Source organism: Burkholderia sp. Bmkn7, assembly GCF_041103175.1.
GTDB classification, from domain to species: Bacteria; Pseudomonadota; Gammaproteobacteria; order Burkholderiales; family Burkholderiaceae; genus Burkholderia; species Burkholderia cepacia.
Window position 1 is genome coordinate 51,367 of the sequence record NZ_JBGCUH010000003.1, and the last position, 26,303, is coordinate 77,669.

General features: G+C 68.0%; 26 protein-coding genes. 15 read left to right on the top strand and 11 right to left on the bottom strand.

Features of this window, described 5'->3' with window-relative positions; genetic code table 11:
• Nucleotides 1–104: 104 nt before the first annotated feature.
• The 5 genes from AB3K92_RS21635 to AB3K92_RS21655 all read right to left on the bottom strand — a co-directional run bounded on the left by AB3K92_RS21635 (nt 105) and on the right by AB3K92_RS21655 (nt 6,290).
• Nucleotides 105–1,733, bottom strand: a complete 1,629-nt coding sequence (locus AB3K92_RS21635) for an ABC transporter substrate-binding protein (protein WP_021163767.1) — start codon at nt 1,731–1,733, stop codon at nt 105–107.
• 319 nt (nt 1,734–2,052) lie between these two features.
• A complete protein-coding gene (locus tag AB3K92_RS21640; RefSeq protein WP_021163766.1) occupies nt 2,053–3,360 on the bottom strand; it encodes an MFS transporter in 1,308 nt (435 codons plus the stop codon).
• Nucleotides 3,361–3,551: 191 nt separating this feature from the next.
• Complete coding sequence (locus tag AB3K92_RS21645; RefSeq protein ID WP_021163765.1) at nt 3,552–3,863, bottom strand: high-potential iron-sulfur protein; 312 nt, start codon at nt 3,861–3,863, stop codon at nt 3,552–3,554.
• Between the two features lie 183 nt (nt 3,864–4,046).
• Nucleotides 4,047–5,156 (bottom strand): NAD(P)/FAD-dependent oxidoreductase, encoded by a 1,110-nt coding sequence (locus tag AB3K92_RS21650; RefSeq protein WP_124589746.1) that lies wholly within the window; start codon nt 5,154–5,156, stop codon nt 4,047–4,049.
• A 153-nt stretch (nt 5,157–5,309) separates the two neighbouring features.
• The gene (locus AB3K92_RS21655) at nt 5,310–6,290 is read right to left on the bottom strand and encodes an AAA family ATPase (RefSeq protein WP_048026605.1); all 981 of its coding nucleotides are present in this window, start codon (nt 6,288–6,290) and stop codon (nt 5,310–5,312) included.
• Nucleotides 6,291–6,519: 229 nt separating this feature from the next.
• On the opposite strand from AB3K92_RS21655, the gene AB3K92_RS21660 reads away from it, so the two are divergent.
• The 10 genes from AB3K92_RS21660 (at nt 6,520) to AB3K92_RS21705 (ending at nt 16,335) form a co-directional block, all read left to right on the top strand.
• Nucleotides 6,520–7,239, top strand: a complete 720-nt coding sequence (locus AB3K92_RS21660) for a nitroreductase (protein WP_124589745.1) — start codon at nt 6,520–6,522, stop codon at nt 7,237–7,239.
• A gap of 146 nt (nt 7,240–7,385) precedes the next feature.
• Nucleotides 7,386–7,874, top strand: a complete 489-nt coding sequence (locus AB3K92_RS21665; RefSeq protein ID WP_021163081.1) for a hypothetical protein — start codon at nt 7,386–7,388, stop codon at nt 7,872–7,874.
• 5 nt (nt 7,875–7,879) lie between these two features.
• Nucleotides 7,880–8,695 carry an endonuclease/exonuclease/phosphatase family protein gene (locus AB3K92_RS21670; protein WP_021163082.1) on the top strand — a complete coding sequence of 272 codons (816 nt, stop codon included), beginning with the start codon at nt 7,880–7,882 and terminating at the stop codon, nt 8,693–8,695.
• 162 nt (nt 8,696–8,857) lie between these two features.
• A complete protein-coding gene (locus tag AB3K92_RS21675; RefSeq protein ID WP_059586874.1) occupies nt 8,858–9,505 on the top strand; it encodes a LysE family translocator in 648 nt (215 codons plus the stop codon).
• A 234-nt stretch (nt 9,506–9,739) separates the two neighbouring features.
• Nucleotides 9,740–10,510 carry a ferredoxin--NADP reductase gene (locus tag AB3K92_RS21680; protein ID WP_027788896.1) on the top strand — a complete coding sequence of 257 codons (771 nt, stop codon included), beginning with the start codon at nt 9,740–9,742 and terminating at the stop codon, nt 10,508–10,510.
• Between the two features lie 415 nt (nt 10,511–10,925).
• Nucleotides 10,926–11,741 (top strand): quorum system sensor histidine kinase RqpS, encoded by an 816-nt coding sequence (rqpS, locus tag AB3K92_RS21685; RefSeq protein ID WP_369465821.1) that lies wholly within the window; start codon nt 10,926–10,928, stop codon nt 11,739–11,741.
• Nucleotides 11,742–11,748: 7 nt separating this feature from the next.
• A complete protein-coding gene (gene rqpR, locus AB3K92_RS21690) occupies nt 11,749–12,405 on the top strand; it encodes a response regulator transcription factor RqpR (protein WP_021157028.1) in 657 nt (218 codons plus the stop codon).
• A gap of 232 nt (nt 12,406–12,637) precedes the next feature.
• Nucleotides 12,638–14,044 carry an amino acid permease gene (locus tag AB3K92_RS21695; RefSeq protein WP_059586873.1) on the top strand — a complete coding sequence of 469 codons (1,407 nt, stop codon included), beginning with the start codon at nt 12,638–12,640 and terminating at the stop codon, nt 14,042–14,044.
• Between the two features lie 551 nt (nt 14,045–14,595).
• Nucleotides 14,596–15,099, top strand: a complete 504-nt coding sequence (locus AB3K92_RS21700; protein WP_369465822.1) for a hypothetical protein — start codon at nt 14,596–14,598, stop codon at nt 15,097–15,099.
• 210 nt (nt 15,100–15,309) lie between these two features.
• Complete coding sequence (locus AB3K92_RS21705) at nt 15,310–16,335, top strand: XdhC family protein (protein ID WP_027788892.1); 1,026 nt, start codon at nt 15,310–15,312, stop codon at nt 16,333–16,335.
• A 104-nt stretch (nt 16,336–16,439) separates the two neighbouring features.
• Here the strand turns inward: AB3K92_RS21705 and AB3K92_RS21710 are convergent, their stop codons facing one another.
• The 6 genes from AB3K92_RS21710 to fliE form a co-directional block, all read right to left on the bottom strand.
• Nucleotides 16,440–17,177 (bottom strand): PepSY-associated TM helix domain-containing protein, encoded by a 738-nt coding sequence (locus tag AB3K92_RS21710; RefSeq protein ID WP_111998592.1) that lies wholly within the window; start codon nt 17,175–17,177, stop codon nt 16,440–16,442.
• Nucleotides 17,178–17,446: 269 nt separating this feature from the next.
• Nucleotides 17,447–17,764, bottom strand: a complete 318-nt coding sequence (locus AB3K92_RS21715) for an EscU/YscU/HrcU family type III secretion system export apparatus switch protein (RefSeq protein ID WP_369465823.1) — start codon at nt 17,762–17,764, stop codon at nt 17,447–17,449.
• Complete coding sequence (locus AB3K92_RS21720) at nt 17,761–19,110, bottom strand: flagellar hook-length control protein FliK (RefSeq protein WP_369465824.1); 1,350 nt, start codon at nt 19,108–19,110, stop codon at nt 17,761–17,763. The genes AB3K92_RS21715 and AB3K92_RS21720 overlap by 4 nt, the downstream gene beginning before the upstream one ends.
• Before the next feature lie 145 nt (nt 19,111–19,255).
• Entirely contained in the window at nt 19,256–19,588 is a 333-nt protein-coding gene (locus AB3K92_RS21725) for a flagellar protein FliT (RefSeq protein ID WP_021164035.1), read from the bottom strand.
• Nucleotides 19,585–20,019, bottom strand: a complete 435-nt coding sequence (gene fliS / locus AB3K92_RS21730; protein WP_021164034.1) for a flagellar export chaperone FliS — start codon at nt 20,017–20,019, stop codon at nt 19,585–19,587. The genes AB3K92_RS21725 and fliS overlap by 4 nt, the downstream gene beginning before the upstream one ends.
• Nucleotides 20,020–20,244: 225 nt before the next feature.
• Nucleotides 20,245–20,589 (bottom strand): flagellar hook-basal body complex protein FliE, encoded by a 345-nt coding sequence (fliE, locus tag AB3K92_RS21735; RefSeq protein WP_021164033.1) that lies wholly within the window; start codon nt 20,587–20,589, stop codon nt 20,245–20,247.
• 248 nt (nt 20,590–20,837) lie between these two features.
• On the opposite strand from fliE, the gene fliF reads away from it, so the two are divergent.
• Genes fliF through fliJ form a run of 5 tightly spaced genes read left to right on the top strand, consistent with a single transcriptional unit; the run spans nt 20,838 to nt 26,288 of the window.
• Nucleotides 20,838–22,601 carry a flagellar basal-body MS-ring/collar protein FliF gene (fliF, locus tag AB3K92_RS21740; protein WP_048026708.1) on the top strand — a complete coding sequence of 588 codons (1,764 nt, stop codon included), beginning with the start codon at nt 20,838–20,840 and terminating at the stop codon, nt 22,599–22,601.
• Nucleotides 22,591–23,586: a flagellar motor switch protein FliG gene (fliG, locus tag AB3K92_RS21745; protein ID WP_027788887.1), complete on the top strand. Its 996-nt coding sequence runs from the start codon at nt 22,591–22,593 to the stop codon at nt 23,584–23,586. The genes fliF and fliG overlap by 11 nt, the downstream gene beginning before the upstream one ends.
• Nucleotides 23,579–24,262 carry a flagellar assembly protein FliH gene (fliH, locus tag AB3K92_RS21750; RefSeq protein ID WP_059483944.1) on the top strand — a complete coding sequence of 228 codons (684 nt, stop codon included), beginning with the start codon at nt 23,579–23,581 and terminating at the stop codon, nt 24,260–24,262. The genes fliG and fliH overlap by 8 nt, the downstream gene beginning before the upstream one ends.
• The gene (gene fliI / locus AB3K92_RS21755) at nt 24,256–25,824 is read left to right on the top strand and encodes a flagellar protein export ATPase FliI (RefSeq protein ID WP_027788886.1); all 1,569 of its coding nucleotides are present in this window, start codon (nt 24,256–24,258) and stop codon (nt 25,822–25,824) included. Before fliH ends, fliI begins: the two co-directional genes overlap by 7 nt.
• A gap of 5 nt (nt 25,825–25,829) precedes the next feature.
• A complete protein-coding gene (gene fliJ, locus AB3K92_RS21760) occupies nt 25,830–26,288 on the top strand; it encodes a flagellar export protein FliJ (protein WP_021163734.1) in 459 nt (152 codons plus the stop codon).
• Nucleotides 26,289–26,303: the final 15 nt, after the last annotated feature.

Consider the following 26,303-nt stretch of genomic DNA (forward strand, 5'->3'; position numbering starts at 1 on the left):
TCTCGTATTTTCTTGTGGGAAATGTGCGACCGGCGACGGGAAGCTTTTGGCCTCCCGCCGCCGGATGAATTAGCCGGTCTTCGCGACAGCTTACGACAGGCGTATTACTTCACGCCAACACCGTCGAAACGAGCATAGCCGAGCGGCTCGATACGCATGTCGACCACGTTCTTGCGCACCGGCTGGTAGACCGTCGAGTTCGCGATCGGCGAGAACGGCAACTGTTGCGCGAAGATCTGCTGGGCCTGCGTGTAGAGCTTCGTCCGCGCGTCCTGGCCCGTCGTCGTGCGGCCCTTCTGGACCAGCTCGTCGAACGGCTTGTAGCACCAGTGCGAGAAGTTGTTGCCCTTGATCGCTTCGCAGCCGAGCAGCGTGCCGAGCCAGTTGTCCGGGTCGCCGTTGTCGCCCGTCCAGCCGATCAGCATCGTGTCCTGCTCGCCCGAGTGCGCGCGCTTGATGTACTCGCCCCACTCGTACGTGACGATCTTCGCCTTCACGCCGATCTTCGCCCAGTCGGCCTGGATCATCTCGGCCATCAGGCGGGCGTTCGGGTTGTACGCGCGCTGCACCGGCATCGCCCACAGCGTGATCTCGAAGCCGTTCGCATAACCGGCCTTCGCCAGCAGCGCCTTCGCCTTCGCGGTGTCGTACGCGGCCATCTTCAGGTTCTTGTCGTACGACCATTGGGTCGGCGGCATCGGCGCGGAAGCCGCCTGGCCGGCGCCCTGGTAGACGGATTCGAGGATCGCCTTCTTGTTGATCGCCATGTCGAGCGCCTGACGCACCTCGAGCTTGTCGACCGGCTTGTGCTCGACGTTGTACGCGAGGTAGCCGAGGTTGAAGCCTGCCTGCGACGGCATGTCGACACCCGAATCGGCCTTCAGCGTCGCGATGTCGGCCGGACGCGGATAGCTCATCACCTGGCATTCGTTGCGCTTGATCTTCTGCACGCGCACGCCCGGGTCGGGCGTGATCGAGAAGATCAGCTTCGAGATCTTCACTTCGCCCTTCTTCCAGTAATCAGGATTGCCGTCGAACCGGATCGTCGCATCCTTCGTGTAGCTGCGGAAGATGAACGGGCCCGTGCCGACCGGCTTCTGGTTGATGTCGGCGGCCTTGCCGGCCTTCATCAGCTGGTCGCCGTATTCGGCCGACAGGATCGACGCGAATTCCATCGCCATGTTCTGGATGAACGGCGCATTCGGCTCGGCCAGCGTGAACTTCACGGTGTACGGATCGACCTTCTCGACCTTCGTGATCAGCTTGTCGAGGCCCATGTCGGTGAAGTACGGGAACGACACCGGGTACGCCTTGCGGAACGCCTGGTTCGGGTCGAGCATGCGCTGGAACGTGAACAGCACGTCGTCCGCGTTGAATTCACGCGTCGGCTTGAAGAAGTCGGTCGTGTGGAACTTCACGCCGTGGCGCAGGTGGAACGTGTACACCTTGCCGTCGGACGATACGTCCCATTTCTCGGCGAGGCCCGGCTCGACCTTCGTGCCGCCGCGCTCGAATTCGACGAGGCGGTTGTAGACGGTGAACGTGGCGGCGGTGAAATCGACGCCGGTCGTGAATTGCGCGGAATCGAAACCCGCCGGGCTGCCTTCTGAGCAGTAGACGAGCGTTTTGTTCGGAATCTGTGCGAATGCAGAACCCGCGACGCCGAGCGATGCCGCTGCCACGCCTGCAATGGCGGTAACACGCAGGGTGTGCAACAGACGATTGTATTCCATGTTTCCTCCAGGTCTCCAGGTCGGAACCGGCCCGCCAGGGGCCGGCGTACGCGGATATTACTTGAGCTAACGATGTGGCAACAAGCTGGAGAAAAAACTCCTCTACATGCCCGCGCGGGTTTGTGCCGATGTTTAGTGGGGGTAAAAAATGCGAAAACGCGCGCGAGCGACAATTCCGTTCATCTCGCGCAAGTTTCGTTCGACGACTAAACAATTCGGGCGCGAACACGAAGGCTCGATGCGCCGTTTCCGCGTGTTCCGCAGCACATCATTGCGTTTTGCGAAACGATCCGATGACCGCCTTCAAATCGTCATGTCGTCACGCGGGTGCGTCGAGATCGGCGCTGCGCGCGGGCACGAACGCGACCGCGACGATCGACAGCGCGATTCCCGCCATCACGTAGTAAGTCGGCGCGAGCGGCGTGCCCGTGACCTTGATCAGCCACGTGACGATGAACTGCCCGAAACCGCCGAACAGCATCACCGCGACGTTGTACGCGATCGACAGCCCGGTCGAGCGCACGTTGGCCGGGAACAGTTCGGCGATCATCGCGCCGAACGGCCCGTAGTAGCCCGCGAGCGTGATCGACAGCACGACCTGCACCGCGATCAGCCGCGCGATGCTCGGCGCCGCGTCGAGCCACGCGAACAGCGGATACATCAGCGCGAGCGTCAGCACCAGCGACCACAGCGACAGCCCCTTGCGGCCGATGCGGTCCGACCACGCGCCCGCGACCGGCGACAGCACCATCAGCAGCAGGTTGCCGGCGATCACCGCGTAGAACGATTCCGCGTAGGGCAGCTTCAGCTGCTTCACCGCGAAGGTCGGCAGATAGCTGATCAGCACGTAGATCGTCACCGTCAGCGCGATCACCGAGCCGAGCCCGCACAGCACCTCGCGCGGGTGGCGCGTGAACACTTCGCCGAGCGTCGCGCGGCGTGCGTTCTGCTGCGCATGCAGGAACGCTTCGGAATCGGCGAGATGGCGGCGGATGTAGAAGCCGATCGGGCCGATCACGAGCCCGAGGATGAACGGCACGCGCCAGCCCCAGCTGCGCAGTGCATCGTGCGACAGCCCGCGCGTGACGGCCGCGCCGACGAGCGCGCCGATCAGCAGCGCGGCCGCCTGGCTCGCCATCTGCCAGCTGCCGTAGAAGCCGCGTTTCGAGAACGGCGCGGCCTCGATCAGCAGCGCCGTCGCGCTGCCGAATTCACCGCCCGCGGAGAAGCCCTGCAGCAGGCGGCCCAGCACGATCAGGATCGGCCCGCCGATGCCGATCGCCGCGTAGGGCGGCGCGACCGCGAGCAGGAAGATGCCGCCCGTCATCAACAGGATCACGAGGGACAGCGCGGCCTTGCGGCCGGCGCGATCCGCGTACAGCCCGAACACGATGCCGCCGATCGGGCGCATGAAGAATGCGACGCCGAACGTCGCCGTCGTCAGCAGCAGCGACGAATATTCGCTGGAGGTCGGGAAGAACAGCTCGGCGATCACGACCGTCATGAAGCCGAACACCGTGAAGTCGTACCACTCGAGCGCGTTGCCGATCACGGCGGCGAACACCGCGCGGCGGTTCAGCGCACGCTCGGGCCGAATCGTTTTCGTTGAATTCGCAATCGTCGCCATGCGTGCCTCGTCCTCGTCAGTACGCCGTGTCGGGCGGCGCGGTGCGCGGGGTGCCCGCGGCGCGCTGGTTTGCAGCGAGTGTAGAAAGCGACGGAACCGTTTTCAAGCAATAAAAAACGCCCGCCATCGTTCGACGGCGGGCGTTTTGCGGTTTTCGCCACAATGCGGCATCGCACGATGCCGCACGGGCCTCAACCCATCTTCGAGAAGGCGCTGCACCAGCCCTTCGCCGACACCTGCTTGCCGGGGAAGGCGCCGCACGGGCCCGAGGCCGAGCCCTTCTTGCCCTGGTACAGCATGCAGGCCGCACAATCCTGGCCCGCTGCGTATTTCGGGTACTTCGTCTTGTCGACCTTCGTGGCATCGGCCTTGTAGCCGAGCGCCACGGCGGTCGGATCGGTTTCCGACAGCATCGGCGCATCGGCCAGCGCTTCGCGCGACAGCGCCAGCGCGGACACGGCACCAATGCTCGTAATCAGGAAACTCCGACGGGATGTTTTCATGGGGGACTCGCTCCAACGTTATCGGTTTGAAAGCTGTTCTGGCGACAGCCGTTCGACAGAATAACGCTCAAGCGAATAAATGTGCGCGCCGAAATTCCAGAGATAAGGAATTTCACACGGCTGCCACGTGCCCGCAACCTGGCCGACACGTGCCCGCTACATATCCGCGACACGCCCGCCACATCAGCGGTAAGCCGCCATGTCGCCCACGCGCTGCGCGAGCGCGAGCGACGCGGTGAGCCCCGGCGACTCGATGCCGAACAGGTTCACGAGCCCGCGCACGCCATGCTGCGCGGCGCCCTGCACGATGAAATCGGCCGGCGGCTCGCCGGGCCCCGCGAGCTTCGGCCGGATGCCCGCGTAGGCCGGCTGCAGCGCGTCGTCGGGCAAGCCCGGCCAGAACGCGCGGATCGACGCGTAAAACGCGGTCGCACGCGCCGGATCGACTTCGTAGCGCAGCGAATCGCACCACTCGACATCCGGGCCGAAACGCGCCTGCCCGCCGAGATCGAGCGTCAGGTGCACGCCGAGCCCCGCGCGATCGGGCATCGGGTAGATCAGGTGCGAGAACGGCGCGCGGCCCGACAGGCTGAAGTAATTGCCGCGCGCGAGATAGAGCGGCGGCACCCAGCGCGGGTCGAGGCCGCGCGTGCGGCGCGCCAGCGCCTGCGCGCCGAGGCCCGCGCTGTTGATCACGCACGCGGCCTCGATCTCGGCGGGCGCGTCGCCGCCCGTGCGCACGACGAAGCGCCCGCCGCGCAGCACGTCGATCGATTCGACCGCGGATTTCAGCGCGCACACGGCGCCGTCGCGCTCGGCGTCGCCGAGCAGCGCGAGCATCAGCTGGTGGCTGTCGACGATGCCGGTGGACGGCGAGAACAACGCCTCGACGCATTCGAGCGCGGGCTCGAGCGTCTGCGCCTCGGCACGCGTGAGCGGCATCAGGTCGAGCACGCCGTTTTCGGCCGCGCGCGCGGCGATCGCCTTCAACTGCTTCACCTGCGCGACGCTGGTGGCGACGAGCAGCTTGCCGGTGCGCCGGTGCGGCACGTGATGCGTCTCGCAGAATTCGTACAGCAGGTCGCGCCCGTGCACGCACGACGTCGCCTTCAGCGACCCGCGCGGATAGTAGAGCCCCGCATGGATCACTTCGCTGTTGCGCGAGCTCGTACCCGTGCCGATCGCATCGGCGGCCTCGAGCACGAGCGTTTCACGCCCGCGCGCGGCCAGTTCGCGCGCAATCGCAAGACCGACGACGCCCGCGCCGATCACGACACAATCCATCTGCTCCATGACGTTTCGCGCCGCTAGCGCGTCGAGGGGAGAGAAGAGAATTGTACGTCCCGGTTCTCCCGCTTGCCGAAGGTCGCGCACCGCGTCGCGGCGACACGGTGCAGGCCGCACGGCGCGGCGCGCGCATGCCGCCGCCGTGCCCGCGCCGCCGGTTCAGAAGCCGATCGGCCGGCGCTTCGCGGCGCCCTCGTCGGCCCGGATGTCGCGCGGCCCGATCGCGTCGCGCCCGTCGAGCCGGGCGGCGCCGAATGCATGCAGCAGCGCGCGGCGCATCGTGCGCGGCGGTGTCGCGGCCAGCACGTCGAGCGCGTCGTCGCCCAGGGTCTCCGGGAAGCGCCGCCCCCACGCATGCGACGTGCGGATCTCGTCGTAGATCGTCTGCGCGATCCGGCGCGCGCCGGCCGCATCGGGCGGCTCGATCTCGTACACGTTCATCCGGTTGAGCAGCGGCTCCGGGATCGCATGCGCATCGTTCGCGGTCGCGATCCAGATCACGTTGCCCGCATCGATCGGCACTTCCGCGAATTCGTCGATGAACGCGCGCGCGGTGTCGTGCTCGAGCAACGCGTACAGCGCGCCCAGCGGATCGTATTGCGCGTCGCTGCCGGCCTTGTCGATCTCGTCGACCGTGATCACCGGGTTCGCGTAGCTGCCGTTCACGAGCGCATCGAACACCTTGCCGGGCTTCGCGTTCTTCCATTGCGACGACGCCCCCGACAGGATCCAGCCGGCCGTCAGCGAACTCATCGGCACGTAGTGGTACGCGGTGCCGAGCAGCTGCGCGAGCGCCTTCGCGAAATGCGTCTTGCCGATGCCCGGGGGCCCGAGCAGCAGGATCGGCATCAGTTCGAGCCGGTCGTCCGTTTCGAGACACAGCGCGATCTGCTTGCGCACGTCGTCGAGCGGCTCGGCGAAATTGGGCAATGCCTCGCCGAGCGCGTCGAACGACGGCATCCGGTTCGGCTTCACGCAAAAGCGCAGATTGCCCGTCTTGAGCATCTTCTCGTAGGTGGCGCGCAGTGCGTCGCTCGCGCTCTCGTTCAGGTCGCTCAGCGCCGTCTCGACCTGCTCGAGGTCGTACACCGTGCTGAAGGACGCCACCGCCAGTTCCTGTTTCACCATCGCCGTCGTCATACCAACCTCGCTGCCGCTTGCTGTCACACGATCATCAGACCCTTACGATTTCAGTGTAGCGATCCCGTATTCCCGCGCAAGCAAGCAGCCACGCGCGTGTGCTGCTAACACCCGCGCGCGCTGCACGCCAGCGCACCGCGGCGTATGATCGTCGGTTCACCCACCCGCCGCACCGGCCCGGCCGACCGCGCCCGCGCGGCGTGTCGGATCTCGCCCCGAAGGTATGCCGATGTCCGTCCCCACTGCTTTCCCGCGCGTCGATGCCGATGCGACCGGCGCCGTCGACGCGGCGCTCACGTCGCGCCGTGCGATCCGCGCGTTCCTGCCGACGCCCGTGCCGCGCGACACGCTCGAGGCGATCCTCGAAGCCGCGAGCCGCGCGCCGTCGGGCACCAACATCCAGCCGTGGCGCGTGTACGTCGCGACGGGCGCCACGCGCGACGCGCTCGCCGCCGCGCTCACCGCGGCCCACGACGATCCCGCGCGCGACGAGAAATACGTCGCCGAGTACGACTACTACCCGCGCGAATGGGTGTCGCCGTATATCGACCGGCGCCGCAAGGTCGGCTGGGACCTGTACCGCCTGTTGAACATCGGCCGCGACGACAAGGCGCGCATGCATGCGCAGCACGCGCGCAACTTCCGCTTCTTCGATGCGCCGGTCGCGCTGTTCTTCACACTCGACCGCGTGATGACACACGGTGCATGGCTCGACTGCGGGATGTTCCTGCAAGGCGTGATGACGGCCGCGCGCGCACGCGGGCTCGATACCTGCCCGCAGGCCGCGTTCGTGCCGTTTCACCGGATCATCGCCGAACACCTCGGCATTCCCGCCAACGAACAGTTGGTCTGCGGCATGTCGCTCGGCCATGCGGACCCCGACGCGATCGAGAACCGCCTCGTCACCGAGCGCGCGAGCGTCGCGGAGTTCGCGCGTTTTTTCGGTTGAAAACGCATGACGCGGCCCTACCTTTCGAACAGGACCGCATCGTGCGACGAACCTGTCGCGACGCGTCCTGTCACATCACGACCGAAATCGATCGGGCGTAAGATGTGCGTCCGTTCCCCGCTATCGCGCGTTCCCGGAGACGTTTCATGCTGAAACACGGCCTGGCCGTCCTGCTCGCGAGCATCGCGCTCGCCGCCCATGCGCAGAGCCCCGCGCCGGCCTCCGTCGCGTGGGAGATCCAGGTGGTACGCGACGGTCAGACCATCGACACGTTCCAGCAGCGCACCACCGTGGGTCAGACCCGCACCGATACCCATCGCTATCCGTCCGCCGTGCCGGTCGGCTGCGGCAATGCCGCGCGCGTCGTGCCGACCGAGCGCTCGCGCTCGGTGACGGTCGCGCCGCTCACCGTCGATGCCGGCGCGAACACCGTGTCGCTCGCGCTCGACGTGCAGGAAACGCTCGACGACGAAAACGCGACGCGCAGCGATCCGTGCATACCCGCGTCACCGCGGCAAATCGTCGCGAGCCACCCGGGCCTGACGGTCGGCGCCGACGCGTGGACCGACTGGACGCTCGTCGAACAGCGTCCGCACCTCGTGTACCGCGTGCGTGCGCACGTCGCGAAGGATTGAGCGTCATGTCCGCCGACGCTCTCTCCCTGCCGTTCGCCGAACCGCACGCCGCGCCCGACGAAATCACCGCGGTGAGCTGGAACCTGCACAAGGGCCGCTCGCCGCTCGGCTTCACCGCGTGGAACGCGATGCGCAACTGGATGCAGTCGACGCACGCCGACGTGTATTTCCTGCAGGAAGCGATGGCGCGCCGCATGCCGCGCCCGATGCTCGCCCCCGGCTTCGGCGCGCCGATGGACGACGCGGTCGACGACGTGTGGCACTGCCAGGCCACCGAGATCGCGCAGGCGCTCGACTGGCAGATCGCGCTCGGGCCGAACGTGTTCAAGCCGTCGTGGCGGCACGGCAATGCGATCCTGTCGCCGCATCCGCTCGACCTCGGCGGCCGCTGGGACATCTCCGCGCACCGCTTCGAGCGGCGCGGGCTGCTGGTCGCGCGGGCGACGCTCGCGGGCGCGCGACCGGTCACGCTGCTGTGCGCGCACCTCGCGCTCACGCGCGCCGCGCGGCTGCGCCAGATGCACTGGATCGCGCACTGGATCGTGCGCAACGCGGGCGACGGCCCGCTGATGCTGGCCGGCGACTTCAACGACTGGCGCAACGATTCGGTCGCGCTGTTCGGCGAGATCGGGTTGTCCGAAGTCGCGACGCTGCTCGGCGAATCGGGCCGCACGTTCCCCGCGTTCTCGCCGGCGCTCGCGCTCGACAAGATGTTCGTGCGCGGGCTGACGCCGCTCGAATGGCGCGCGCCGTCCGGCGAGGCCGCGTGGCTGTCGGACCACCTGCCGTATATCGCGCGCCTGCGCCTCGATCCGCAATAACGGCTATACGGCCGCGAAACGGCCGCAAAACGCTCGCAACAACGACCGCGGCCGCGAGTCGATCACGCCTGCGGTCGCCCCCGGCGAAAGCGCGGCCGCGCGGCGCGCGCTACATTAACGGCTTGCCCGTTCCTCCCGCGCCCGCCGCCGGGCCGCACCGCCATGACCTACCTGCCGATCCTGCTGCAAATCGCCGTCGTCTATCTCGTCGCCGCGATCACCCCCGGCCCGAATTTCTTCATGATTTCGCAACTGTCGCTCGCGGGGCGGCGCAGCCTCGGCGCCGCGTCGGCGCTCGGCGTCGGCACCGCGTCGGTCGCCTGGGCCTCGCTCGCGATGCTCGGCCTCGCGGCCGTGCTGCACCAGGTCGAATGGCTGTACGAGGCGATCCGGATCGGCGGTGCCGTGTACCTCGTGTATTTCGGCTTCAAGCTGCTGCGCTCGGGCGTGCGCCGCGACGCGGCACCGGCCGATGCGCCCGACGAACGCGCGCCAATGGCCGCGCCGCACGCGCGCGACTACCTGCGCGCGTATCGCAGCGGCCTGTTCACGTGCCTGACGAACCCGAAATCGTGCGCGTTCTGGACCAGCGTGTTCGCCGCGATGCTGCCCGCGCACGTGCCGCTGTGGTTCAACGGCGCGGTGCTGGTGACGATCGGCGTGCTGTCGGCCGGCTGGTATTCGTGTGTCGCGTACCTGTTCGCGAGCCCGCGCGCGCAGCGCGGCTACCGGCGCGTGCGGCGCCCGCTCGACGCGCTGTGCGGCGTGGCGCTCGTCGGCCTCGGCGCGAAACTCGCGGCCGAGCGCTGAAAACTGAAAGCAGATTGAAATAATTCGTTGCGCCAAATCCGCGCAGCCGCGGGGGTCAAGCCCGCGATCCGCGCCAACAGGGTAAAATAACGAGTTCCTCAATCGTCTGTCATCGAGAAGGCGCGTGTCCGACGCGCCGGCCGGCCGATCCTCGATCGGGCCGTCGCACTCGGTTTTTTTGCCCGTTTTTGGGCCCGTTACTCGCGTTCGCTACGCGCGTCCGTTTTCAAAGCCATGAGCAAATACGACACCGCCACCGTCCAATCCGTCCATCACTGGACCGACACGCTGTTCAGCTTCACCTGCACACGTGAGGCGAGCCTGCGCTTCAACAACGGCGAATTCACGATGGTCGGCCTCGAAGTCGACGGCAAGCCGCTCGCGCGCGCCTACTCGATCGTCAGCCCGAACTACGAAGAGCATCTCGAATTCTTCAGCATCAAGGTGCAGAACGGCCCGTTGACGTCGCGCCTGCAGCACCTGAAGGTGGGCGACACGGTGCTGATCGGCAAGAAGCCGACGGGCACGCTGGTTGCCGACAACCTGCTGCCGGGCAAGACGCTGTGGATGCTGTCGACGGGCACGGGCCTCGCGCCGTTCATGTCGATCATCCGCGATCCGGACATCTACGAACGCTTCGACAAGGTGATCCTGACGCACACATGCCGCCTGAAGGGCGAGCTCGCGTACATGGACTACATCAAGCACGACCTGCCGGGCCACGAGTACCTCGGCGACATCATCAAGGAAAAGCTCGTCTACTACCCGACGGTCACGCGCGAAGCGTTCGACAACGAAGGCCGGATCACCGACCTGATCGCGACGGGCAAGCTGTTCACGGATCTCGACGTCCCGCCGTTCTCGCCGGAAAACGACCGCGTGATGCTGTGCGGCAGCACCGCGATGCTGAAGGACACGACCGACCTGCTGAAGCAGGCTGGCCTCGTCGAAGGCAAGAACAGCGCGCCGGGCCACTACGTGATCGAACGCGCATTCGTGGACTGATCGGTCCCCAGATTTGCGCGTCATCAAGAACCGGAGCGAAAGCTCCGGTTTTTTTTCGTCCCTACTTGGCGAATTCGTAACAAATTGGGATCATCCCATCTCAAATAGTTACATTTGGATACGTCATCGTCCGGCGCTCGGGTGTCAGTGTTTTTCCTACAACACGTTCATTCCGATTATTCACATTTACCCTTAAATGTCCGCCCGACATGACCTTTTCGGAAATTTTGAGATATTATTCGCCGCGCGTGGTTGCCGTTCGGATGAGAGTGGAAGGGTCGGATGCAAGTGTTACAAGACGTAACTTTTGTTACCTCGGCAGGGTGCGATTCTCTGGCGGCGACCGTCTTCGAAACGGCAGCCGATCCACGCAGCCAGCCGGTGTCTGAACCGCTTTCTGACAGCAGGGAGAGTCATGGATACGTCGCTTAACGCGCCCTCGGGCGCCCACGCCCCGTTCCCGTCGCAACAGCTCGTGCCGGGCTGCGCCGCGACTCCGCCCATTGCCGACGCCGCGCCGAAACGCGGCGCCTCCGCCGCGCGGATCGCAGCGCTGTCTGCCCAATTGCTCGCCGCCGACGAAGCCGCTCGCCGCCACCTGGCCGGTGAGCTGCATGACGGACTCGGCGCCGAACTGACCGCCGCGCGTTTCGCGCTCGCAAACGTTCAAACGTGGCTGCCGGCCGACGCGCCGGACGGTTGCCTGCGCGCGCTGGAGCTGGCGCAGCAGGCGCTCGACGCCGCAACCGACGCGAATCGCCGGCTGATCGACGAGCGCGACACGCCGGCGCTCGACGCGGGCGTGGTCGGCGCGTTGTCGTCGTGGGTCGACACCCATGCGGCACGCACGGGCCTGCGCACCAGCTTCGTGTGCGCAGCCGATGCGCGCCTGACGCAAGTCGCCGGCGCCGGCGCACTCGCGGTGTTCCGCGTCGCGCAGGAAGCGTTGTCGAACGTCGCGAAGCACGCCCGCGCGACGTCGGTCGACGTGCGGATCGTCACCGACGGCACGCATCTGTCACTGATTATCTCCGACGATGGTACCGGTTTCCCCCGCAGCCGCCGCAGCGGCTACGGTCTCGCCGGCATGCGCGCCCGCTGCGAGGCGTTCGGCGGCAGCTTCGAGACGGCCACGCCGGAAGCCGGCCACGGCACGCGCGTCACCGCGCGCTTCGCCTGGGATTCGCTGCTCGCGGTGCCCGTCACGGCCCGCCGCGCGTCGCTTTCGTGAGGTCGTCATGAGCCTGAACATCCTGCTCGTGGACGATCACGCGATCGTCCGGCAAGGGATCCGCCAGTTGCTGATCGACCGTGGCGTCGCGCGCGACGTCACCGAGGCCGAGAACGGCGGCGACGCCATGGCCGCCGTCGACAAGCAGGAATTCGACGCGATCCTGCTCGACATCTCGCTGCCGGACACGAACGGCATCGAAGTGCTCAAGCGCCTCAAGCGCAAGCTGCCGCGCACGCCGGTGCTGATGTTCTCGATGTACCGCGAGGATCAGTACGCGGTGCGCGCGCTGAAGGCCGGTGCCGCCGGCTACCTGTCGAAGACGGTCAACGCCGCGCAGATGATCGGCGCGATCCAGCAGGTCGCGGCCGGCCGCAAGTACGTGAGCCCCGCGATGGCCGAGGCGCTCGCCGAATACGTGTCGTTCGAGAACGAACCGCTGCCGCACGAGAAGCTGTCCGACCGCGAATACCAGACGCTCTGCATGCTCGCGTCGGGCAAGCGGCTCACCGATATCGCAAACACGCTGTCGCTGTCCGTGAAGACGGTGAGCGTGTACCGGTCGCGGCTGCTCGAGAAGATGCGGCTGTCGAACAATGCGGAACTCACGTTCTACGTGATGAGCAACCAGCTCGTCGACATGGCGCCCACGGCCGGCGCCTGATTTCCCCGCCCGGCCCGACTCACCCGACCCGACCCGGCGACGCGGCGCATGCCGCGCCGCCGCCGAGTGCCGTCCGCCGCCCCGCCTTTGGGCGCGCAAGCGCTTGTTTTATCGGACGATTTCGCGGCACACCGCTGCGCCGCAGCGAGTCTTGCGCGCCAAATCGGCTAAAATTGCGGGTTTTCACTCAGTCAGCGCTATCGCGCCCGCGCGCGCTGGCGATTCATCCGCAATGTCTCTCTTCCGCAAGAAAAACGTCGATCGCATGATCGCCGGCGCGCAGACCGCCGGGCTCAAGAAAGCGCTCGGCGCGATCGACCTCACCTTCCTCGGCATCGGCGCGATCATCGGCACCGGCATCTTCGTGCTGACCGGCACCGGCGCCGTGCAGGCCGGCCCCGCGCTGATGCTGTCGTTCGTGATCGCCGCGATCGCATGCGGCCTCGCGGCGCTGTCGTACGCGGAATTCGCGTCGACGATCCCCGTCGCCGGCTCGATCTACACGTACTCGTACGCGACGCTCGGCGAACTCGTCGCGTGGATCATCGGCTGGGACCTGATGCTCGAATACGGCCTCGCGTCGTCGGCCGTGTCGGTCGGCTGGTCGGGTTACCTGCAGTCGCTGCTGCAGGGCTTCGGGCTGACGCTGCCCACCGTGCTGACGGCCGCGCCCGGCGCGGTGCCGGGTGTCGTCACGTGGTTCAACCTGCCCGCGTTCCTCGTGATGATCGTGATCACCACGCTGCTGTCGATCGGCATCCGCGAGTCGACCCGCATCAACAACATCATGGTGTTCATCAAGGTGTCGGTCGTGCTGCTCGTGATCGCGGTCGGCGTGTTCCATGTGACGCCCGCGAACTGGAAGCCGTTCATGCCGCACGGCTGGAACGGCGTGTTCGGCGCGGCGGCCGTGATGTTCTTCGCGTTCATCGGCTTCGACGCGGTGTCGTCGGCGGCCGAGGAAGTGAAGAATCCGAAACGCGATTTGCCGATCGGCATCATCGCGTCGCTCGCGGTGTGCGCGGTACTGTACGTGACGGTCGCCGCGGTCGCGACCGGCATCGTGCCGTCGGCGCAGTACGCGAACATCTCGCACCCGATCTCGTATGCACTGCAGGTCGCCGGCGAGACGTGGGTGGCGGGCTTCATCGATCTCGGCGCCGTGCTCGGCATGCTGACCGTGATCCTCGTGATGAGCTACGGCCAGACGCGCGTGATCTTCGCGATGTCGCGCGACGGGCTGCTGCCGGCAACGCTGTCGCGCGTGCACCCGCGCTTCGCGACGCCGTTCCTGACGACCTGGCTCGTCGGCCTGTTCTTCGGGCTGATCGCCGCGCTCGTGCCGCTCAACGTGCTCGCCGAGCTGATCAACATCGGCACGCTCGCGGCGTTCTCGATGGTGTCGATCGCGGTGCTCGTGCTGCGCCGCACGCACCCCGACCTGCCACGCGCGTTCCGCTGCCCCGGCGTGCCGGTCGTGCCGATCCTCGCGGTCGCATCGTGCCTGTTCCTGATGCTGAACCTGCAGCCCGTCACGTGGGCCGCGTTCGGCATCTGGCTCGTGATCGGCCTCGTGATCTACTTCCTGTACTCGCGTCACCACTCGAAGCTCGCGCACGGTCACCACGACGCGCATTGAGCGCCGCCGTGCCGCACGCGGCACGGTGCGCATCCACGGGGCCGCCATCCGGCCCCGCCCCCTCCTCTCCTCTCCTCTCCCTCGCCCGTCACGCCGCCGCGTTGCATTTCCCGCAACGATTCGCGCGGCAGTTCCCGTTTTCATCGACCGTTTTCCGAATACCGGTATATTCGATTCGGATCGACAAATTAATCGATGAAAAATGTAATTCAATTGAATTGAATATGAATAGAAGAAAATAATCTCGCAAACGACATTGAACTCCTTCATTCGCCAAACTAGTATTCAGGTCGGCCGGCCGCACACACCCGCCCAGCCTGCGTCAGACGGGGAATTTGCCGCAGCATGAGCGCAACGCGATGCAATCGGCTTCATCGAATCGCATTTCCATCAAACAGAAATTCATTGCGTGTTCACGGACGAATTTTCAGCATCTTTTTAATTAACAACATTTAAAGCCGGATAATCCGGTCGCTGGTATTGAATTGCCTCCGAGGGGAGGCATGTCGCTGCACCTGTCCGAAGTTCAACAAGAACCAGAGAGGTCTGTCATGAGCAATACATTGGTCAACGTCACGGCGAAGGTCGAAATCAGCGCGACCAACCAGACGATTGCGGGGCTCAAGGATTATCAAAGCAAGAACTGGGCGATCGGGCTGAACGGGGATACGCTCGCGCCGGATGGTTTCCTCACGTTCTTCACCGAACGCAACCTGCCGTTCAGCTACTACGTCCGCGCGCGTGGCGTCTCGGTCGGCGAGCCGAGCGCATACCAGGCGAACATCGAGACGCTGACGCAGCACATCGCCGCGATTCGCGCGTCGGAGACGAACCAGGTCCAGGCGACGATCCGCGAGCTCGATCTGTACAAGTCGCGGAACTGGGCGATCGGCCTGAACGGCACGACGCTGCAGCCGGACAATTTCCTGCCGTTCTTCGGCACCCGCTCCGTGCCGTTCGAGTATTACGTGCGCAGCGGCGGCGTCGAGCTTGGCTCGCCGAGCGCGTATGACAACAACATCCGCAACCTGACGCAGTACCTGGGCTCGCTCTGACGCATCGCCCCGCCGGGCGAATGCGTCCGCCCGGCAACCTGCCGACGGCCCGGCACGGGCCGTCCCGCCCGCCTTCCCCGCCGCTGCGCGCCTCCCCCTCCCCGTTTTGCGCCTTTCCCCGTCCCTGCACGCTTGTCGCGGCCGGTTCATAATCGCGCCATCGAACGGCGGCCCGCATCGACGGGTGCGCCCGGCAACAGGAAGAAGATGATGGAAAGCGTCGATCTCGATGTATTGAAATCCAGCGCGCGCTGGCTCGAAGAAGGGCGCCGCGTGCTGCTCGTGACGGTCGTGAAGACCTGGGGCTCGTCGCCCCGCCCCGAAGGCGCGATGCTCGCGGTCCGCGAGGACGGGCTCGTGGTCGGCTCGGTGTCCGGCGGGTGTATCGAGGACGACCTGATCGCCCGCGTGCATGCGAGCGGCATCGCGGCCGACGCGCGCCCGGAAGCGCTCAAGTACGGCGTGACGGCCGAGGAAGCACATCGCTTCGGGCTGCCTTGCGGCGGCACGATCCAGCTCGTGCTCGAGCCGCTCACGCGCGACAGCGGGATAACCGCGCTGTGCGCGGAAGTCGAGGCCGGGCGCCTCGTCACGCGCACGATGACGCTCGCGACGGGCCGCGCATCGCTGTCACCCGCGCAGGCCGCCGACGGGCTCGCGTTCGACGGCGAGCGGCTCGTGACGATCCACGGGCCGCGCTACCGGATGCTCGTGATCGGCGCCGGCCAGTTGTCGCGCTATCTGTGCCAGATCGCGGTCGGGCTCGACTACCAGGTGACGGTATGCGATCCGCGCGAGGAATACACCGATGCGTGGGACGTGCCGGGCACGCGCGTCGTGCACACGATGCCCGACGATACGGTGCTCGAGATGAACCTCGATGCGCGTTCGGCCGTGATTGCACTGACGCACGATCCGAAGCTCGACGATCTCGCGCTGATGGAGGCGCTGAAGACGCCCGCGTTCTACGTGGGCGCGCTCGGCTCGCGGCGCAACAACGCGGCACGGCGCGAGCGGCTGCGCGAATTCGACCTGAGCGAAGCGGAACTGGCCCGGCTGCACGGGCCGGCCGGCATCTACATCGGCAGCCGGACGCCGCCGGAAATCGCGATCTCGATCCTCGCCGAGATCACCGCCGCGAAGAACCATGTGTCGCTGCCGACGATCCTGCAGGTCGAAGGCGCGAAGGCCGCGCGGGAGATCGCGGCGAACAGCGGCGCGGCGTGCGGCCTCTGATCGGCGGGCGGTCGCGCGGGATACGCGGCCGCGACGGGCGAAGCAGACGAAGGCGACGAGACTGACGACAGCGCACGCGCCGGCGCCCGGCCGGCGCCCGCCGGTCAGGTCAGGCCGGCGGCAAGCGCCGCGGCGACCGAACCGACCACCAGCACGACGCCGACCGTGCGGCGCTTGTTCAGCTCGGTCCACAGCAGCACGCCGGTCAGCGACAGCAGGATCAGCGAACCCGCGATCGTGTCCATCAGCAGCACCCAGCCGAGATTCATCCCGACGCCGCGATGCAGGTTGTTCAGCGTCGTCAGGAACGTGTTGCCCGTACGCTTCACCGAGACGTAGCCGTTGCCGACCCAGTATTCGGCCTGCAGGTTCTGGTGCGGGCCGAACAGGCCGAACTGCCAGTGCTCCGGCTGCATCACGCGCTTGTCGCCCCACGCAACGGGCTGCGCGGCCTCCTTGCGCATGCGCCCCGGCTTGCCGTCGAAATTCAGCTCGTGCTGCAGCCACTTCGTCATCGCGGCGGGCGTCTTCGGCACCGGATCCGGCAGCGCGATCTGCATCTCCTCGACCTGCGGCTCGCCTGTCGAAATCTTCAGCGGCGGCGCGCGGTGGTTGAGCAGCACGCCCGTCACACCGAACAGCAGCCCGAGCACCGCGCCCCACAGCCCGACCCAGCCGTGCACCTTGCGCAGCCACTTGATGAAGGTCGCGCGGCGCGAGCGCTGGCGGCGCGCGGCCAGTTCGTCGTCGCTCAGCGGGCGGGCCGCCGCCGGGCGCAGCACGGTGACGCCCGCGCGGGCAGTACCCGTCCTGGGCGGATTGATCGTTTCGGGCGCGTTCACGCGAAAGGTTCCATTCGTTCAAAACAACGGGCGGCGCGCAAAACGTGCGCGCCGCCCGGGCAGCATGAAAATGAGAATGGATATCATTACACAAACAAACCGGCGGCTCAATCCATCCGGGTGCGTCGCGGCACGCCCGGCAAGAGCAAGAAGGCGGACAAAGCGCGTGCGTTGCGCCATGATGCCGGCCGATAACCGAAAAATGCCGCCCGAATGACCTTGCAAGACCAGGACAGCATTTCGTAAGAAGTCGCGCGATGCCGGGCGATTCAGCGCAGCGGCGGCAGCGGAAAGCGCGGTGTGGTTTCGTCCGGCGCGGGCTCGGTGCGGTCGAGCGCGTACAGCCACGCGAGCAGATCCGCGACCGCCTGGTAGAGCTGCGGCGGAATCCGGTCGTCGAGATCGACCTGCATCAGCAGCGACACCATCTCCGGTGCCGTATGCACGTACAAGCCCGCATCGTGCGCACGCGCGACGATCATCTCGGCGAGCACGCCGTAGCCCTTCGCGACCACGCGCGGCGCCGCATCGCCGCCCTTCGGATCGTAGACGAGCGCGGCCGCGCGCTTGCGGGCCGTCATGCTCATGGCAGCGCCTCGTCGTCGGTATCCGGCGCATGCGTCGCCGGACCGCCGGCCGAACCGCGCGCATACGCGGCGGCCGCCGCCTGGGCTGCGAACAGGTCGAAGCCGTCCGGGCCGTCGTCGACCGCGCGGATCGACAATCCTCCCACCCTCAGCCCCGACACCTCGAGCCGCTGCCGCAGCGCGGCCTCGTGCCGCGCGAGGCGGTCGGCGCCCGTCTGGTTCGCGCGCAATCGCGCGACCAGTTGCGTGCCGTTCAGCACCAGTTCCGCGTCGACCGTGCCGAGCGACGGCAACGTCAGCGTCAGGCGCGTGCGCCATGCGATGCCGTCGCCCGGGCCATCGTCGCCGCGCGGCGAGCGGCTGCCCGGATCGTCCGGCTCGATCGTCCAGTCGAGCCGCGCGCCGGGCCACGCCTCGCCCGTCCAGCGGAACTGGTCGGTCGCGAGCGCGTCGAGCTGCTGCCTGACGAGCGGCACGGCGGCCGGATGCACGGTCGCCAGCGTCTGCGCCTGGGAGTCGGACGACGCGGTGGCCGGTTGCGCGGGCGTCCCGCGCACATCAGGGCGTTCGCCGAGCAGATCGAACGTATCGGGCGGCAGCGACGCGCCGTGCCGCGCGCCCGCCGGCAAGCCCTGCGCAGGATCGCGTGCCGGTGCGCCGCCCTGGGCCGGTGTACCCGGCTGCGCCGTCGCCCGTGCGGTCGCGGGCAGCGGCGGCCGCTGCGCGAGCAGTTCGTCGAGCACGTCGGTCGAGCCGTGCTGCGCGGCATCCGGGTCGGCCGGCGCGAGCGCGGCCGCAAGGCGTGCCTGCGGCTCGCGCATCAGCGCCGCGAGCGGGCGCTGGCCGGCCAGCCACTGCGCCAGATGGGATTCGTAGAAAAGGCCGCTTTCGCTCACGGCCTGCGCGAGCGCGGCGCGCAGCGTCGCGACCGGCAGCGCCGCGCCCGCTTCGCGCGCCGCCGCAGCGGAAGATGCCGCGGCGGAGGCCGGCGTCGAAGACGCAGCCGGATCGGAGGCGGCCGGCGCGCGGGCCGGCAAGGCCGTATCGGTCAGCAGCACGGTGGGATCGGCCAGCAGCGGCACGCGCCCGGCAATGGCCGGCGTCGAGTCGCCACCGGCCCGCGAGATTGCGTCGAGCACGCGCCCGACATCGGACAGTGCGGTCTGGGTCGAGGCCGGCGGCGCGGCCGGCGGGCTGCCGGCCGAAGGCGTGGGCGCCGGGCCGGTGCCCGGCGTGCCGACCTGCGAGGTCGCGCCGCCGCCGGCGGGCGCCGATACGGTGCCGGTCAGCAGGCTGTCGAGGCGGCTCGCCAGCAGCGCGGCCGCAACGGAGTCGATACCGGTCATGATCGGAGCCTGCTCACCTCAGCCACATCGTTGCGAATCCGGGAACGGCACGCCGGTGCCGCCCGCGGGAACTGCGCGCCTCCCGCAACGGGTTCGTGCGCCCCGCGCCCGTCTCCCCGCCTCCCGGCTTCCCTGGAAACGGGCCCTACCCGCGCGCGCGGTAGAGATCGGTCAATACCTTGGTCGAGCGCCGCGCCTCGAACAGCGCGGACAGCCGCGCGACGTCCGGGCTCGCGAGGTCGCGGATCGCGGCGTCGTCGGCCAGGATGCGGCGGATCAGGTCGAGCTTGCGGCCGAGATCCGATTCGTCGAGCACGACGCCCGGATCGGCTTCCTTCAGCCCGTCGACGAGCGCCATGAATTCGGCCTGCAACCCCGGCAACGCGCTCCAGTCGGCGCTGCGGGCGGCGCCCAGCATCCGGCCCGACACGGCGGCGAGCGCCTCGTAACGTGCGAAGTATTCGGCCTTGCGATTCATCTCGATGCTTCCACTGCCTGTTGCGCGGCCATCCGCGCGACTTCCGGGGCGATCCCCGTCCATGCTTCCTCGAGCGTCGCGAGCAGCCCGTCGACCTCGACCAGCATCGCGTCGCTCGCCTGCGCGTTCGCTTCCAGCAGACGCCGGCCGATATACGCATACAGCGCGTCCAGCCGTTCCGCGATCTCGCCGCCCGCGTCGCGGTTCAGCGATGCCTTCAGCCCGCTCTCGACGATCCGGATCGCCTTGCCGATCGCATCGCCGCGCGCGGACACATTGCCCTGCTGCAAATGCATGCGCGCCAGCGCAACCGCCTGCCGCGCGCCCTGGTACAGCATCGCGATCAAACGGTGCGGAGAGGCGCCCATCACCCCGGTCTCGACGCCGACACGCGCGTATGCACTGGCTCCAGCGTGTCCTGGGGAAAACATGCGCTTCTCCTTGTTATGCGTTGGCTATACGGGAACCGCCGCCGTGCATCGCACGACGCGGCCTTCACCGGAGTTATCGGAAGGGATTTGAAAAGCTTTAGGCAAGCGTGGCCTGCCGCCGGGGCGCCGAAGGCGCCGGCCCGGAGGCCTTCCCTGAACAACTTTCGCCGGATGGCCGCTCCCGGTTGCCCGTCGCCGGGTACCCGTCCCCGGATGCCCGCCGCATCACACCGACATCTGCATGATGTCGTTGTAAGCGCTCACCAGCTTGTTGCGGACCTGGAGCCCGAACTGGAAGCCGATATTGGCTTTCTGCATGTCGACCATCACGTCGTTCAGCGAGACGTTCGGCGCGCCGACCTCGAACGCCTGCGCCTCGCCGAGCGCGTGCTGCTGGTCGCCGCTGATCTTGTCGAGCGACGCCTTCATCGCGCTCGCGAACGTGCCGGCCGTCGCCGCGCCCGAACCGGCCAGCGCTGCCGTCGGGCTCGCGACGCCGCCGGACGCCTGCGCGGCCATCGACTGCATCTGTTGCAACACCGAACCGATTCCGCTGACGTTCGCAGTCATGCTGTCCCCAAAACTGAGAGAAGAGACCCGGCGCACCGGGCGTTCCGCCGGCGCCGCACCACGCGCACCATGCCGGATCGCGAAAAAGGATAGCAGCGCGCCGCGCGTCAAAGCCGAGAAAGTACGGGGGAAACCCCGCTCTTTTCAGTCGATCGGAACCGGGCCCGGGTCACGATAATCGCATCGTGTCATTGTCCGCCCGCTCGTCCGAGCGAGCTCAGTCGTCCCGCTCCGGAGAAACTCGACGCATGGATTCGCAGGCCAACTCGCTGATCAACCCAGACGCCCGCGCGGGCCTCGCCAGCCCGGCGCCCGGCGCCGCCGCGGCCGCCGCGTTGCCGGGCGCGGGTGGCGCAGGCGCGGACTTCGGGCTTGGCGGCTTCGCGGAACGCATTCCCGGCATCTCGCGGATGAAGGGCAACCCGAAGCTGCCGTTCCTGATCGCCGTCGCGTTCGCGGTCGCCGTGATCACCGCGCTCGTGCTGTGGAGCCGCGCGCCCGACTATCGCGTGCTGTACAGCAACCTGTCGGATCGCGACGGCGGCGCGATCATCGCCGCGCTCCAGCAGGCAAACGTTCCCTACAAGTTCGCCGATGCCGGCGGCGCGATCCTCGTGCCGTCGAACCAGGTACATGAAACGCGCCTGAAGCTCGCCGCGATGGGGCTGCCGAAGGGCGGCTCGGTCGGCTTCGAGCTGATGGACAACCAGAAGTTCGGCATCAGCCAGTTCGCCGAGCAGATCAACTACCAGCGCGCGCTCGAAGGCGAGCTGCAGCGCACCATCGAATCGATCAACGCCGTGCGCGGCGCGCGCGTGCATCTCGCGATCCCGAAGCCGTCGGTGTTCGTGCGCGACAAGGAAGCGCCGAGCGCGTCGGTGTTCGTCGACCTCTACCCGGGCCGCGTGCTCGACGAGGGCCAGGTGCAGGCGATCACGCGGATGGTGTCGTCCGGCGTGCCCGACATGCCCGCGAAGAACGTGACGATCGTCGACCAGGACGGCAACCTGCTGACCCAGACCGCCTCGGCATCCGGCCTCGACGCGAGCCAGCTCAAGTACGTGCAGCAGGTCGAGCACAACACGCAGAAGCGCATCGACGCGATCCTCGCGCCGATCTTCGGCACGGGCAACGCGCGCTCGCAGGTCAGCGCGGACCTCGATTTCTCGAAGGTCGAGCAGACGTCGGAAAGCTACGGCCCGAACGGCAATCCGCAGCAATCCGCGATCCGCAGCCAGCAGACCAGCAGCGCGACCGAACTCGCGCAGGGCGGCGCGTCGGGCGTGCCGGGCGCGTTGTCGAACACGCCGCCGCAGCCGGCGTCCGCGCCGATCGTCGCCGGCAACGGCCAGAACGCGCCGCAGACGACGCCCGTGAGCGACCGCAAGGACCAGACGACCAACTACGAGCTCGACAAGACGATCCGTCACCTCGAGCAGCCGATGGGCAGCGTGAAGCGGCTGTCGGTCGCGGTCGTCGTCAACTACCAGCCGGTCGCCGATGCGAAGGGCCATGTGACGATGCAGCCGCTGCCGCCGGCGAAGCTCGCGCAGGTCGAACAGCTCGTGAAGGATGCGATGGGCTACGACGCGAAGCGCGGCGACTCGGTGAACGTCGTGAACAGCGCGTTCTCGACCGCGAGCGACCCGTACGCCGACCTGCCGTGGTGGCGCCAGCCCGACATGATCGCGATGGCGAAGGAAGCCGCGAAGTGGCTCGGCATCGCGGCGGCCGCGGCGGCGCTCTACTTCATGTTCGTGCGCCCGGCGATGCGCCGCGCGTTCCCGCCGCCCGAGCCGGTCGCGGCGGCGCTCGCCGCGCCGGAAGATCCGGTCGCGCTCGACGGCCTGCCGGCGCCGGAGAAGGCCGAAGAACCCGACGCGCTGCTGCTCGGTTTCGAAAGCGAAAAGAACCGTTACGAACGCAACCTCGACTACGCGCGCTCGATCGCCCGCCAGGATCCGAAGATCGTCGCCACCGTCGTGAAGAACTGGGTGTCCGATGAACGCTGAAGGCTTGACCAAGAGCGCGCTGCTGCTGATGTCGATCGGCGAGGAAGAGGCCGCGCAGGTATTCAAGTTCCTCGCGCCGCGCGAGGTCCAGAAGATCGGCGCCGCGATGGCCGCGCTGAAGAACGTCACGCGCGAGCAGGTCGAGGACGTGCTGCAGGAATTCGCGAAGGAAGCGGAGCAGCACACCGCGCTGTCGCTCGATTCGAGCGACTACATCCGCTCGGTGCTGACCAAGGCGCTCGGCGAGGACAAGGCCGGCGTGCTGATCGACCGCATCCTGCAGGGCAGCGACACGAGCGGCATCGAGGGCCTGAAGTGGATGGACTCGGGCGCGGTGGCCGAATTGATCAAGAACGAGCATCCGCAGATCATCGCGACGATCCTCGTGCACCTCGACCGCGACCAGGCATCCGAGATCGCATCGTGCTTCACCGAACGCCTGCGTAACGACGTGATGCTGCGGATCGCGACGCTCGACGGCATCCAGCCGGCCGCGCTGCGCGAACTCGACGACGTGCTGACAGGCCTGCTGTCCGGCAGCGACAACCTGAAGCGCAGCCCGATGGGCGGCATCCGCACCGCGGCCGAGATCCTGAACTTCATGACGAGCGTGCATGAGGAAGGCGTGCTCGAAAGCGTGCGCCAGTACGACGCGGATCTCGCGCAGAAGATCGTCGACCAGATGTTCGTGTTCGAGAACCTGCTCGACCTCGAGGACCGCGCGATCCAGATGGTGCTCAAGGAAGTCGAGTCGGAAACGCTGATCATCGCGCTGAAGGGCGCGCCGCCCGCGCTGCGCCAGAAGTTCCTCGCGAACATGTCGCAGCGCGCGGCCGAACTGCTCGCCGAGGATCTCGACGCGCGCGGCCCGGTACGCGTGTCCGAAGTCGAGACGCAGCAGCGCCGCATCCTGCAGATCGTGCGCAACCTGGCCGAGAGCGGCGCGATCGCGATCGGCGGCAAGGCGGAAGACGCGTATGTCTGATTCGGCGAGCGATCGCGCGGGCACCCTCACCGCCTACCAGCGGTGGGAGATGGCGTCGTTCGACCCGCCGCCGCCCCCGCCGCCGCCCGACGACGCGGCAGCGGCCGCCGCCGCGCTCGCCGAGGACCTGCAGCGCGTGCGCGACGCCGCGCACGCCGAAGGCCATGCGGCCGGCCACGTCGAAGGCCAGGCGCTCGGCTACCAGGCCGGTTTCGAGCAGGGCCGCGCACAGGGGTTCGAAGCCGGCCAGGCCGACGCGCGCGAACAGGCCGCGCAGCTCGCGGCGCTCGCCGCGTCGTTCCGCGAGGCCGTATCGAGCGTCGAGCACGATCTGGCCGCCGACATCGCGCAGCTCGCGCTCGACATCGCGCAACAGGTCGTGCGCCAGCACGTGAAGCACGACCCGGCCGCGCTCGTCGCGGCCGTGCGCGACGTGCTCGCGGCCGAACCCGCGCTGTCCGGCGCGCCGCATCTCGCGGTGAATCCGGCCGACCTGCCCGTCGTCGAAGCCTATCTGCAGGACGATCTCGATGCGCTCGGCTGGAACGTGCGCACCGATGCGTCGATCGAGCGCGGCGGCTGCCGCGCGCACGCCGCGACCGGCGAGGTCGACGCGACGCTGCCCACGCGCTGGCAGCGCGTCGCCGCCGCGATCGGCAAGGTGAGCACGTGGTGACGCGGCCGCCCGAAGCGCTCGCGCACGACGGCCTGACGCCGCTCGAACGCGAGCTCGCGCTCGCGTCGTTCGGCCCCGATGCCGCACACGACACTCATGACGCACACCCGCACGGCGCCGCCGCAGCGGCCGACGCTTCCGGCGCCACGCCGCCCGCCGGGCACGCGCCGCGCGCGCCGCACAACCCGCATCTCGCGCACTGGCGCACGCACCTGAACGGCCTCGCCGCGCGCAGCCACCGCGCGCTGCCGCTGCGCCCGTGCGGCCGCCTGACGCGCGCGGCCGGCCTCGTGCTCGAGGCGATCGGGCTGCGCCTGTCGGTCGGCGCCGAATGCACGATCGAACTGCCGCCCGGCAGCACGCTGCCGCACGCGGAAGCGGAAGTCGTCGGCTTCGCCGGCGACCGCCTGTTCCTGATGCCGACCACCGACGTCGCCGGCGTGCTGCCCGGTGCGCGCGTCTGGCCTCGCGAAACCGCGCCGGTGGCCGATCCGCTCGCGGGCGCGAAGCGTTTGCCGGTCGGCTGGGAGATGCTCGGGCGCGTCGTCGACGCGTCGGGCCGCCCGCTCGACGGCCTCGGCCCGCTCGCGTCGAAGGTCGACGCGCCGCTGTCGGCGCCGTCGATCAACCCGCTCGAGCGCGAACCGATTCACCACGTGCTCGACGTCGGCGTGCGTGCGATCAACGCGCTGCTCACCGTCGGCCGCGGCCAGCGGATGGGCCTGTTCGCCGGCTCCGGCGTCGGCAAGTCGGTGCTGCTCGGCACGATGGCGCGCTACACGAGCGCGGAAGTGATCGTGATCGGGCTGATCGGCGAACGCGGCCGCGAAGTGAAGGAGTTCATCGAACAGATCCTCGGCGAGGACGGGCTCGCACGCTCGGTCGTCGTCGCGGCGCCGGCCGACGTATCGCCGCTGCTGCGGATGCAGGGCGCGGCCTATGCGACGTCGCTCGCCGAGTATTTCCGCGACCAGGGCAAGCACGTGCTGCTGCTGATGGATTCGCTGACGCGCTACGCGATGGCGCAGCGCGAGATCGCGCTCGCGATCGGCGAGCCGCCCGCGACCAAGGGTTACCCGCCGTCGGTGTTCGCGAAGCTGCCGGCGCTCGTCGAGCGCACCGGCAACGGGCCGGAGGGCGGCGGCTCGATCACCGCGTTCTACACGGTGCTGACCGAAGGCGACGACCAGCAGGACCCGATCGCCGATTCGGCGCGCGCGATCCTCGACGGCCACGTCGTGCTGTCGCGTGCGCTTGCCGAGGCCGGCCACTATCCGGCGATCGACATCGAGGCGTCGATCAGCCGCGCGATGACCGCGCTGATCGACGAAACGCATCTCGACCACGTCCGGCAGTTCAAGCAGATGCTGTCGCGCTACCAGCGCAATCGCGACCTGATCGCGGTCGGCGCGTACGCGCCCGGCCGCGACGCGCAGCTCGACCGCGCGATCGCGCTCTATCCGCGCATCGAGGCGTTCCTCCAGCAGGGCTTTCGCGAATGCGCGCCGTTCGCGTCGAGCCTCGCCGGGCTCGATGCACTGTTCGACGCTTACGGAGGCTGATCCAGATGGCTCACGGCTTTCCCCTTCAGTTGCTGCTCGACCGCGCGCAGGACGACCTCGACTCGGCCGCGAAGCAGCTCGGCACCGCGCAGCGCGACCGCACCGCGGCCGCCGAGCAGCTCGACGCGCTGCTGCGCTACCGCGACGAATACCACGCGCGCTTCTCGCAATCCGCCCAGCACGGGATGCCGGCCGGCAACTGGCGCAATTTCCAGGCGTTCATCGACACACTCGACGCCGCGATCGCGCAGCAGCGCAGCGTGCTGGCGGCGGCCGAAGTCCGTATCGACGAAGCACGCCCGAACTGGCAACAGAAGAAACGCACCGTCGGCTCGTATGAAATCCTGCAGGCGCGCGGCGTCGCGCAGGAAGCGAAGCGCGAAGCCCGGCGCGAGCAGCGCGATGCCGACGAACACGCCGCGAAGATCCTGCGCATGCGGGCCGACGCGGCCCGTTCGTCGTAACCGACCACCGCATTC

What these genes read in the sequence shown, in the direction of transcription:
- AB3K92_RS21635 (WP_021163767.1), bottom strand. Translation starts at nt 1,733, where the DNA reads ATGGAATACAATCGTCTGTTGCACACCCTGCGTGTTACCGCCATTGCA.
- AB3K92_RS21640 (WP_021163766.1), bottom strand. Translation starts at nt 3,360, where the DNA reads ATGGCGACGATTGCGAATTCAACGAAAACGATTCGGCCCGAGCGTGCG.
- AB3K92_RS21645 (WP_021163765.1), bottom strand. Translation starts at nt 3,863, where the DNA reads ATGAAAACATCCCGTCGGAGTTTCCTGATTACGAGCATTGGTGCCGTG.
- AB3K92_RS21650 (WP_124589746.1), bottom strand. Translation starts at nt 5,156, where the DNA reads ATGGAGCAGATGGATTGTGTCGTGATCGGCGCGGGCGTCGTCGGTCTT.
- AB3K92_RS21655 (WP_048026605.1), bottom strand. Translation starts at nt 6,290, where the DNA reads ATGACGACGGCGATGGTGAAACAGGAACTGGCGGTGGCGTCCTTCAGC.
- AB3K92_RS21660 (WP_124589745.1), top strand. Translation starts at nt 6,520, where the DNA reads ATGTCCGTCCCCACTGCTTTCCCGCGCGTCGATGCCGATGCGACCGGC.
- AB3K92_RS21665 (WP_021163081.1), top strand. Translation starts at nt 7,386, where the DNA reads ATGCTGAAACACGGCCTGGCCGTCCTGCTCGCGAGCATCGCGCTCGCC.
- AB3K92_RS21670 (WP_021163082.1), top strand. Translation starts at nt 7,880, where the DNA reads ATGTCCGCCGACGCTCTCTCCCTGCCGTTCGCCGAACCGCACGCCGCG.
- AB3K92_RS21675 (WP_059586874.1), top strand. Translation starts at nt 8,858, where the DNA reads ATGACCTACCTGCCGATCCTGCTGCAAATCGCCGTCGTCTATCTCGTC.
- AB3K92_RS21680 (WP_027788896.1), top strand. Translation starts at nt 9,740, where the DNA reads ATGAGCAAATACGACACCGCCACCGTCCAATCCGTCCATCACTGGACC.
- rqpS (WP_369465821.1), top strand. Translation starts at nt 10,926, where the DNA reads ATGGATACGTCGCTTAACGCGCCCTCGGGCGCCCACGCCCCGTTCCCG.
- rqpR (WP_021157028.1), top strand. Translation starts at nt 11,749, where the DNA reads ATGAGCCTGAACATCCTGCTCGTGGACGATCACGCGATCGTCCGGCAA.
- AB3K92_RS21695 (WP_059586873.1), top strand. Translation starts at nt 12,638, where the DNA reads ATGTCTCTCTTCCGCAAGAAAAACGTCGATCGCATGATCGCCGGCGCG.
- AB3K92_RS21700 (WP_369465822.1), top strand. Translation starts at nt 14,596, where the DNA reads ATGAGCAATACATTGGTCAACGTCACGGCGAAGGTCGAAATCAGCGCG.
- AB3K92_RS21705 (WP_027788892.1), top strand. Translation starts at nt 15,310, where the DNA reads ATGGAAAGCGTCGATCTCGATGTATTGAAATCCAGCGCGCGCTGGCTC.
- AB3K92_RS21715 (WP_369465823.1), bottom strand. Translation starts at nt 17,764, where the DNA reads ATGAGCATGACGGCCCGCAAGCGCGCGGCCGCGCTCGTCTACGATCCG.
- AB3K92_RS21720 (WP_369465824.1), bottom strand. Translation starts at nt 19,110, where the DNA reads ATGACCGGTATCGACTCCGTTGCGGCCGCGCTGCTGGCGAGCCGCCTC.
- AB3K92_RS21725 (WP_021164035.1), bottom strand. Translation starts at nt 19,588, where the DNA reads ATGAATCGCAAGGCCGAATACTTCGCACGTTACGAGGCGCTCGCCGCC.
- fliS (WP_021164034.1), bottom strand. Translation starts at nt 20,019, where the DNA reads ATGTTTTCCCCAGGACACGCTGGAGCCAGTGCATACGCGCGTGTCGGC.
- fliE (WP_021164033.1), bottom strand. Translation starts at nt 20,589, where the DNA reads ATGACTGCGAACGTCAGCGGAATCGGTTCGGTGTTGCAACAGATGCAG.
- fliF (WP_048026708.1), top strand. Translation starts at nt 20,838, where the DNA reads ATGGATTCGCAGGCCAACTCGCTGATCAACCCAGACGCCCGCGCGGGC.
- fliG (WP_027788887.1), top strand. Translation starts at nt 22,591, where the DNA reads ATGAACGCTGAAGGCTTGACCAAGAGCGCGCTGCTGCTGATGTCGATC.
- fliH (WP_059483944.1), top strand. Translation starts at nt 23,579, where the DNA reads ATGTCTGATTCGGCGAGCGATCGCGCGGGCACCCTCACCGCCTACCAG.
- fliJ (WP_021163734.1), top strand. Translation starts at nt 25,830, where the DNA reads ATGGCTCACGGCTTTCCCCTTCAGTTGCTGCTCGACCGCGCGCAGGAC.